Origin of the sequence: Candidatus Cryosericum septentrionale (assembly GCF_003570995.1) — a bacterium.
In the GTDB taxonomy this organism is placed as follows: Bacteria; Caldisericota; Caldisericia; order Cryosericales; family Cryosericaceae; genus Cryosericum; species Cryosericum septentrionale.
Genome location: NZ_QXIY01000011.1, coordinates 21913 through 29678, shown reverse-complemented (window position 1 = coordinate 29678; position 7766 = coordinate 21913). Strand labels below are relative to the sequence as shown.

Annotated in this window: 7 protein-coding genes; 3 read left to right on the top strand and 4 right to left on the bottom strand. The window is 61.7% G+C overall.

Annotation, left to right across the window (positions count from 1 at the left end):
• On the top strand, nucleotides 1-1446 hold a 1446-nt coding region (locus SMC1_RS02975; RefSeq protein WP_207799276.1), incomplete at its 5' end, for a stalk domain-containing protein.
• 71 nt (nucleotides 1447-1517) lie between these two features.
• Here SMC1_RS02975 and SMC1_RS02970 read toward each other — a convergent pair.
• The 4 genes from SMC1_RS02970 to SMC1_RS02955 form a co-directional block, all read right to left on the bottom strand.
• Nucleotides 1518-2888 carry a sulfite exporter TauE/SafE family protein gene (locus tag SMC1_RS02970; RefSeq protein ID WP_119085325.1) on the bottom strand — a complete coding sequence of 457 codons (1371 nt, stop codon included), beginning with the start codon at nucleotides 2886-2888 and terminating at the stop codon, nucleotides 1518-1520.
• A gap of 11 nt (nucleotides 2889-2899) precedes the next feature.
• Nucleotides 2900-3172, bottom strand: coding sequence for a metal-sensing transcriptional repressor (locus SMC1_RS02965; RefSeq protein WP_119085324.1), 273 nt, complete (start codon nucleotides 3170-3172; stop codon nucleotides 2900-2902).
• Nucleotides 3173-3363: 191 nt separating this feature from the next.
• Complete coding sequence (locus tag SMC1_RS02960) at nucleotides 3364-3579, bottom strand: heavy-metal-associated domain-containing protein (RefSeq protein WP_119085323.1); 216 nt, start codon at nucleotides 3577-3579, stop codon at nucleotides 3364-3366.
• Nucleotides 3580-3604: 25 nt separating this feature from the next.
• Nucleotides 3605-6115, bottom strand: a complete 2511-nt coding sequence (locus SMC1_RS02955) for a heavy metal translocating P-type ATPase (protein WP_165849170.1) — start codon at nucleotides 6113-6115, stop codon at nucleotides 3605-3607.
• Between the two features lie 210 nt (nucleotides 6116-6325).
• Between SMC1_RS02955 and SMC1_RS02950 the strand changes: the two genes are divergently transcribed.
• On the top strand, nucleotides 6326-6904 hold the full coding sequence (locus SMC1_RS02950; RefSeq protein ID WP_126855152.1) for an RNA polymerase sigma factor: 579 nt from the start codon (nucleotides 6326-6328) through the stop codon (nucleotides 6902-6904).
• A 49-nt stretch (nucleotides 6905-6953) separates the two neighbouring features.
• Complete coding sequence (locus SMC1_RS02945) at nucleotides 6954-7694, top strand: hypothetical protein (RefSeq protein ID WP_119085321.1); 741 nt, start codon at nucleotides 6954-6956, stop codon at nucleotides 7692-7694.
• Nucleotides 7695-7766 lie beyond the last annotated feature (72 nt).

Below are 7766 nucleotides of genomic sequence, written 5' to 3'. Positions count from 1 at the left end.
ACCGACATTGGTGGCGTCTTCCTCTCCGTGGACAGCGGCGCAACCTGGATAGCGGTAAACACTGGCCTCGCGAGCACGTATGTCCCGGCTCTTGCCATCAATCCCCTCGACCCTTCCACCGTGTATGCCAGTAATGATAGTAGTGTCTTCCGGTCCTCGGACAGCGGCGCCACCTGGACCGCCGCCGGCCCCACCTGGACCCCGGCTGACACCGCCGATGGCACCGCCGCTGGGGTTGTCCTCTGTTTTGCCATCAACCCCCGCAACCCTTCCACCCTGTATGCTGGTACCGACACTGGTGGCGTCTTCCGCTCCACGGACAGCGGCGCAACCTGGACAGCTGTAAATACTGGCCTCACCACCACGTACATCTCGGCTCTTGCCATCAACCCCCTCAACCCTTCCACGCTGTATGCCGGTACCGATGATGGGGTCTTCCTCTCCGTGGACAGCGGCGCAACCTGGACAGCCGCCGGCCCCATCGATGGGGTTGTCCTCTGTTTTGCCATCAACCCTCTCAACCCTTCCATCATGTATGCTGGTAGCAATATTGGCGTCTTCTGCTCCACGGACAGCGGCACCACCTGGACAGAGGTAAACACCGATATTGCTAATCCGCAGACCTCGTCTCTTGCCATCAACCCCCTCAACCCTTCCACGCTGTATGCCGGTACCGATAGTGGGGTCTTCCTCTCCGTGGACAGCGGCGCAACCTGGACAGCTGCTGGCCCCGCCGATGGAGTCGTCATATGCCTTGCCATCAACCCTCTCAACCCTTCCACGGTGTACAGCAGTACCGACAATGGAGTCTCCCGGTATGCCAGTGTGTCTTCGTACGTCCTCATAGCCATCGCTTCCCCTGCTTCGGGCGGATCGATCGGCTGGTCTCCCAAAACCGCTTCCTACACCCCCGGCACCGTGGTCACGCTTACCGCAAGTCCTACCGCCGGCTACGTCTTCACCGGCTGGTCCGGGGCTCTCTCCGGTACAAAGAACCCGACGACTGTAACGATGGATGCAGACAAGAAGGTCACGGCATCGTTCACTGCAAAGGCCAAGAGCGTCATTCTGCTGAAGATTGGCAGCAGGACGATGTATGTGGACGGAAAACCCATCATTCTGGAAGCAGCCCCCATCATCCTGCATTCACGTACCCTGCTCCCCATCCGGGCAGTCGTCGAAGCCACTGGAGGGACCATCGCCTGGGAAGCGTCGACACGGAAGGTCACCATCGTACGGAAAGACAAGACATTGGTTCTGTGGATCGGCAAGAACATGGCAAAGCTGAATGGTCAGTCGGTCAACATCGACAGTGATCCCAAAGTTGTACCAATCATCATGAACGGCAGGACGCTTCTTCCTCTCCGGTTCGTCGCGGAAGAGCTGGCAATGAATATCCAGTGGAATGCTACCACCCAGGCAATCACGATAACCTACACACCGTAGCATAGCGCGAGGTGCACGCCACCCACGTTCACGTCCGGGTGGCGTGCACCTGCCGTGCATCGTGACATTTGCTATGGGTCGACGATGATGGTGCCACGCACCATGCCCATCCAGCACGAATAGGGGATTCTGCCAGTGGCTGTGGGCGTGAAGGTGATGTCATTCTCCCCGGGGCCGACGCCCATGGAAATGTTGAGGCTGGGGATGATGATGCGGCTTGTGCAGCCGGACACCTGGTCGCCGAATACCGCGAAGGTCACCGGGGTGCCCTTCTTTACGTGCAGGACGGCCGGGTCGAACCCTGAGTACGTGACATGCATCTCGATACGCTGACTGGTCCCCGGTGCCGTGGAGGGTGGTGTGGCAGCGGACGGCGTGGTGGTAGTCTGTGTCGTCGCGGTCGTGCCTGGTGTCACGCGGCCGGTGAAGCCGAACAGGCGCGCACCTGAGCTGAGCGTGAAGAGTGCGAACGCTATGACCAGGAGCCCGGCAGCCTTCTGAACGATGACCACCTTGTGCTGACGTGTCCACGAGGCGGTGATGCCCGCAGTGAACAGCACGGGCAAGGTCCCGATGGCAAACAGGCCCATGATGAGCGCGCCGCGCACGATGCTGCCCGAGCCGAGCGCCATGATCTGCATGCTCTGCGTGAACCCGCACGGCAGGAAAAATGTGAGACCTCCGAGCGCCAGCGGCATGACCGGACTGCGCGACGTCTTCATCCTGTCCATGCCAGCGGTCAGGCGTGCCGGCATCTTGATGCCGAGGCGTGTCAGTGACGGAGCGAACCCAAGGATGTTGAGCCCGAGCAGCAACATGATCACTGCGACTGCCATGGTCAGGACCGACATGAACCGGCCTGTCAGGGACAGCTCCCCGCCGATGAGGCCGAGGAAACCCCCAAGGACCGCGAAGGTGGTGATGCGGCCGAGGTGGAAGAGAACGTTGGGGCGCACGACAGCCGACGCCGCACTCTCGCCCGGAGCTGCCTGGTATGTCTCGGCGAATGCGATGACGATGGCTCCGACGACTGCCAGACAGGTGCTCAGCGACGCGATGACGCCGACAAGCAGCGCCACGCCGTAGCTTGCTCCGGCCGAGGTCGTCCCCAGTGTACTCATCAGTCCCGAGCTCTGGAGCAGGGTGAAGAGCTTCACCATACCACCGGCGATGAGAGCCGCCACAGTCCACTGCCACAGTGGAATACTTTTCTGACGTTGGGCTGCAGGACGGGACGTCGAGACGGTGTAGCCATACTTTTCAGCGCGCGCCCTGAGGGCAGCCACACTCGGCGCAGGATTGTCATAGTAGATCTCGGCAGTCTGCACGCCGAGGTCGACCTTGACACCACGCACACCGGCGACCTTCTTGAACTGACTGGTAATGAGGGTCGAGCATGCATCACAGTGCATGCCGCCGACGTAGACCTTCGCACTCTTCATCGCGACTTCTGTTACTCCATATACTTGTCAAGGATGAGGACGATCTCGTCGATCTTCTCCTGACCAGCACCGTGCTCCACTGCGTCGGTGACGCACGTGTTCATATGCTGGCGGAGGATGGTGATGTTGGCTTTCTTAAGCAGTGCGGTGGCCGATAGGATCTGCTTGGAGACGTCAATGCAGTAGCGATCCTCTTCAATCATGCGGATGATGCCGTCGATCTGGCCCCTGGCAGTCTTGAGCGTATCAAGGGCCTTCCTGCTCTCACATGAACAGTGATCCATGATGTCCTCCTAGACGAGATTGTTACACCTTCGCTTCACCCTTCAACAAAAAGACTGGATTCCCGCCTTCGCGGGAATGACGGAGGAAGACGATTGTCCCGCGCATACCGTCATACACAACCGCTGCCGGCACGAGGGACGCTGTACGGATTTGTGTGACACTCGTGCATGTTTTTCTCTTTTCGCGCGGCCTACAGGTCCGTGACCGGGCCGGGCGTGTAGCCGACGTCTGTGATGGCAGCGGCGAGCACCTCATTGGTGACCGGAGCATTCGTGTCCACGGTGGCCGTGCCGCCTTCCAGGCTCACGACGACGTCTGTGACACCTGGGACCTCCCCCAGTGCCTCGGTGACGTGCATCACACAATGCTTGCAGCTCATTCCCTTAACCTGGATCAGTTTCTTCATGTGATTCCTCCCTTGTCGTGTGGTGCTACCTGCGAGGCTTGAAGCCGCGCAGTCTGAGTGCGTTTGTCAGGACCGAGACGGACGACAGTGACATGGCCGCTGCGCCGATCATCGGGTTGAGCTTGGGGCCGCCGAATGCGTACAGCAGGCCTGCAGCGATGGGAATGCCCAGCGTGTTGTAACCGAAGGCCCAGAACAGATTCTGCCGGATGTTCCGGATGGTGGCCTTGCTGAGCTGGATGGCCGTCGCGACGTCCATCAGGTCACTCCTCATGAGGACGATGTCCGCTGACTCGATGGCGACGTCCGTGCCGTTGCCGATGGCGATGCCGACATCTGCCTGCGCCAACGCCGGGGCGTCGTTGATGCCGTCGCCGACCATGGCGACGCGTCTGCCACCCGCCTGCAGTTTCTTCACCTCCAGTGCTTTGTCCTGTGGCAGAACCTCGGCCAGGACCCAGTCGATGCCAACCTGCCGCCCGATGGCCTCCGCCGTCCTGCGATTGTCGCCCGTGATCATGGCGACCTCGATGCCCATGTCGTGAAGGGTCTGGATCGCACGGGCACTGCTTTCCTTGACCACGTCTGCCACGGCGATGACGCCAATGGCCTTGCCGTCACGGGCGACGAACATGGAGGTCTTACCGTCTTCGGCGAAGCGGTCGACGGCAGCACCAAGAGCGGCGACGTCCACCGAGCGCTCAGCCATAAACGCTGCGTTGCCCAGCAGGACGCGCGTGAGGCCCACGGTGCCCTCGATGCCTCGTCCCGGAACCGCTGCGAAGTTCTCCAGCGGCTGCAGCGTGGTGTTCTCGTCCTGAGCGGCCCTGACGATCGCGGTGCCAAGCGGGTGCTCTGAGTTCTTCTCGGTGGAAGCCGCCAGGCCCAAAACCTCGCTGCGCTCCACACCGGGGACGGTCACGACGTCAGCGACGACCGGCCTCCCCTGTGTGATGGTGCCTGTCTTGTCGAACACCACGGTCTGCACCTTGTGTGCCATTTCGAGTGCTGCGCCGCCCTTGATAAGCACGCCGTGCTCGGCGCCCTTGCCTGTGCCCACCATGATGGCCGTGGGCGTCGCCAGCCCAAGTGCACACGGGCACGCGATCGTGAGGACAGAAATGAAGATGGTCAGCGCAAACACGCTGCCCTTGCCGGCGATGAGCCACGCTACGGCAGACAGGAGTGCAATGACGAAGACGATAGGCACGAAATACCCCGAAACGACGTCGGCCAGCTGAGCGATCGGCGCCTTGCTGCCCTGCGCGTCCTCGACCAGCTTGACGATCTGGGCAAGCACCGTATCGGCCCCGACATGGGTGGCTCGGAACGTGATAGACCCGTTGCCGTTGATGCTGGCGCCCACCACTTTGTCGCCGGGATGCTTCTCGACGGGGATGCTCTCGCCCGTCAGCATGGACTCGTCGATCGACGTGGCGCCGGTTACGACCTCACCGTCCACGGGGACCTTCTCGCCTGGACGGACACGGATGATGTCACCGACCTCCACCTCGGCCACCGGCAGTTCGACCTCACGATCGCCCTGAACGACGATGGCAGTCTTGGGCGCAAGGTTCATCAGCTTCTTGATGGCCTGTGACGTACGCCCTTTTGAAACGGATTCCAGTGACTTGCCCAGCAGGATGAGCGTGAGGATGACACCGGCGGTCTCGAAGTACAGCTCCTTCACGGCGCCGAACGAACCCTGCGCGATGCGCCATGTCGAGTAGCCGCTGTAGAGGATGGCCGCCGATGTTCCCATCGCGATAAGCGAGTCCATGTTCGGGGCCCGGTGCCAGATGGCCCGGAACCCTACGATGTAGAAGCGGTAGCCGGCTGCGATGCAGGGGATGACGAGCGCGACCTCGACGAGCGCGTAGCGAAGGGGGAAGTCCATGGGGCTCAGCCACGACGGGATGCGCCAGCCGAGCCACGGTATCATCGAGCCCATGGCCAGGTACAGCAGGGGCGCCGCGAACAGAGCGGAGACGATGAAGCGCTGCCACAGGGAGCGGGTGTCCTGCGCCTTGCGCTGCGCGTCCTCGTCGACGTTCGCCGCAGTGACCTCCACGTCGAGTGGCGTGTAGCCGGCTGCGATGATGGCGTGCTTCAACGCAGACACACGAACCAGCGACGGGTCATACACAATGGTCGCCTTCTCCGTGGTCAGGTTGACCGAGGCGCTGGTGACGCCCGCGAGTTTGCAGAGTGCGCGTTCGATTGCAGCGGAACAGGCTGCACATGTCATGCCGCGTACCGGGATCACGACGGTCTTGGCTGGAGACGGCTGAGCGACGCCGTAGCCGGCCTTCACGATGGAAGCTTTGAGCGCCTCGTCGTCGACGCGGGTCTCGTCATATTCGACGGTAAGCTTCTCGGTAGCAGGGTTGACCGCGGCTGAGACGACCCCGTCCAGCTTCTTCACGGAGCGCTCTACGGCTATTGCACACGCTGCGCAGGTCATCCCAGTGATCGCAAGATCCTTTGTCTTCAAGTGTTCCTCCCGGTTGCCGTCACGAGTCGCTGCAAGTTTCATGTGGGTTCATGCCCCACCCCTCCAGGGGTGGGGCTTCATGCTATCCGGGTCGGCAGAATCTGCAACGAGACAATTGTGAACGGCGGACGTGCTGTCAGGACCCGGCGCCGTAGCGTCGCCGATCGGTCACAGGGTCGTGCGGGGGCATGCCTGCCGCCTCTCCGCAATGCTGCGTGTACGGAACCGGACATTCCTTGGTATCATACATGCATGGAGATACGCGCTCAGGAGCCGACGGACGAGCAGCTGGTTCGACAGGCGCTCACGGACACGGACGCCTTTGGAATGCTGGTCGAGCGGTATGAGCGACCCTTGTCCTCATACGCGGCCCGTCTCATTGGGCGGCAGGAAGCGGAAGATGTGGTCCAGCAGGCGTTTCTGCAGGCGTACCGCAGCCTTGCCGGATTCGACCCACACCTGACGTTCAGCGCATGGATGTACCGCATCGTCCACAATACGGCGGTGAACATGGCCCGCAAGCGGCATGGGACTGTGCCTACCGAGCTGGAGCTGGATGGCGAGATGGTCGAGATCCTGACGGGCGATACGGACGTCCCAGCCGAGGCACTGCACCAGGAGCTGGAAGGCTTCGTGGCCCAGGGTCTCAACCAGCTGGACCAGCGCAGCAGAGACATCCTGCTGCTGTCGGTGGTCGAAGGCAAGAGTTACAGCGAGATAGCGGATATTCTGATGGTCGCGGTCAACTCGGTGGGACCCAGCGTGAGCCGGGCCAAAGACAAACTGCGGAAACTGCTGGATGCAAATCCGGCACAACGGTCCGCATTGTGAATCCCTTGGTGTCAGGCACCATGGTCTTCACAATTGAGAGAGGATAACGATGGACGATAATTTGAAACAGAAGATTCTTGAACAGATCGAGGAGCAGCACCTCGAACCCACGCCGGGCTGGCGGTTCCGCCTCGTGCGGGCCCTGAAGCACTCGGCGGTCGCGGTCCTGTTCGCCCTGACGGCGCTCGGACTGGCCGGCAGCGTGTACATCCTCGTCCAGAATGGCACGCTGGACGACCTGCGGCTTGGTCCGCGGTGGGCGCATCCTGCCTTCTTCGACTTCCCGTGGCAACTCCTGGTCCTCGTCGTTGTCCTCGGTATCCTCTCGTTCGTCGTCCTGCGACGCACCGCCCGCCTGTACCGTGTTGCGAGATGGTGGCTGGTCGCCGCACTTGTCGTTGCGGTCGTGGCCGGCGCCTGTTGCGCCTACGCAACGAACCTCACGCGGTTCACCTTCCGCGCTGGGCCGGGACAGGAGCTGTTTCGACGTGGAGGGAACCCCTTCGGCGGGATGATGGGCGGTGCCGTAATCGGCGTCGTCGTCTCGCGCACGACCCAGCGATGGGTCGTCGACAGCCTTACTGGCGAGCGGTGGCTGGTTATCGTCACCGAGGAGACCTACTTCCCCTCCGGTTCGGACATCCCCGTGGGGACGGTCGTCCGGGTTGTCGGACGGCACCTGAAGACCACGATCTATGCTGTCGGCATTCGCCCTGTGACCGGCATGGACGACATGATGGGTACCGGTGACATGATGGGACCAGAAATCCTCGTCCCCGGCACACCGTAAGAAAACGTCGCCTGTACCATCTCGGTTGAATGAGCAGCGCATCCCAAATAGGCACCCCAAATAAGAGGGTTG

Bases quoted from the DNA above. Each gene is read 5' to 3' on its own strand.
- SMC1_RS02950 (WP_126855152.1), top strand. From the start codon at position 6,326: ATGGAGATACGCGCTCAGGAGCCGACGGACGAGCAGCTGGTTCGACAG.
- SMC1_RS02955 (WP_165849170.1), bottom strand. From the start codon at position 6,115: ATGAAACTTGCAGCGACTCGTGACGGCAACCGGGAGGAACACTTGAAG.
- SMC1_RS02945 (WP_119085321.1), top strand. From the start codon at position 6,954: ATGGACGATAATTTGAAACAGAAGATTCTTGAACAGATCGAGGAGCAG.
- SMC1_RS02960 (WP_119085323.1), bottom strand. From the start codon at position 3,579: ATGAAGAAACTGATCCAGGTTAAGGGAATGAGCTGCAAGCATTGTGTG.
- SMC1_RS02970 (WP_119085325.1), bottom strand. From the start codon at position 2,888: ATGAAGAGTGCGAAGGTCTACGTCGGCGGCATGCACTGTGATGCATGC.
- SMC1_RS02965 (WP_119085324.1), bottom strand. From the start codon at position 3,172: ATGGATCACTGTTCATGTGAGAGCAGGAAGGCCCTTGATACGCTCAAG.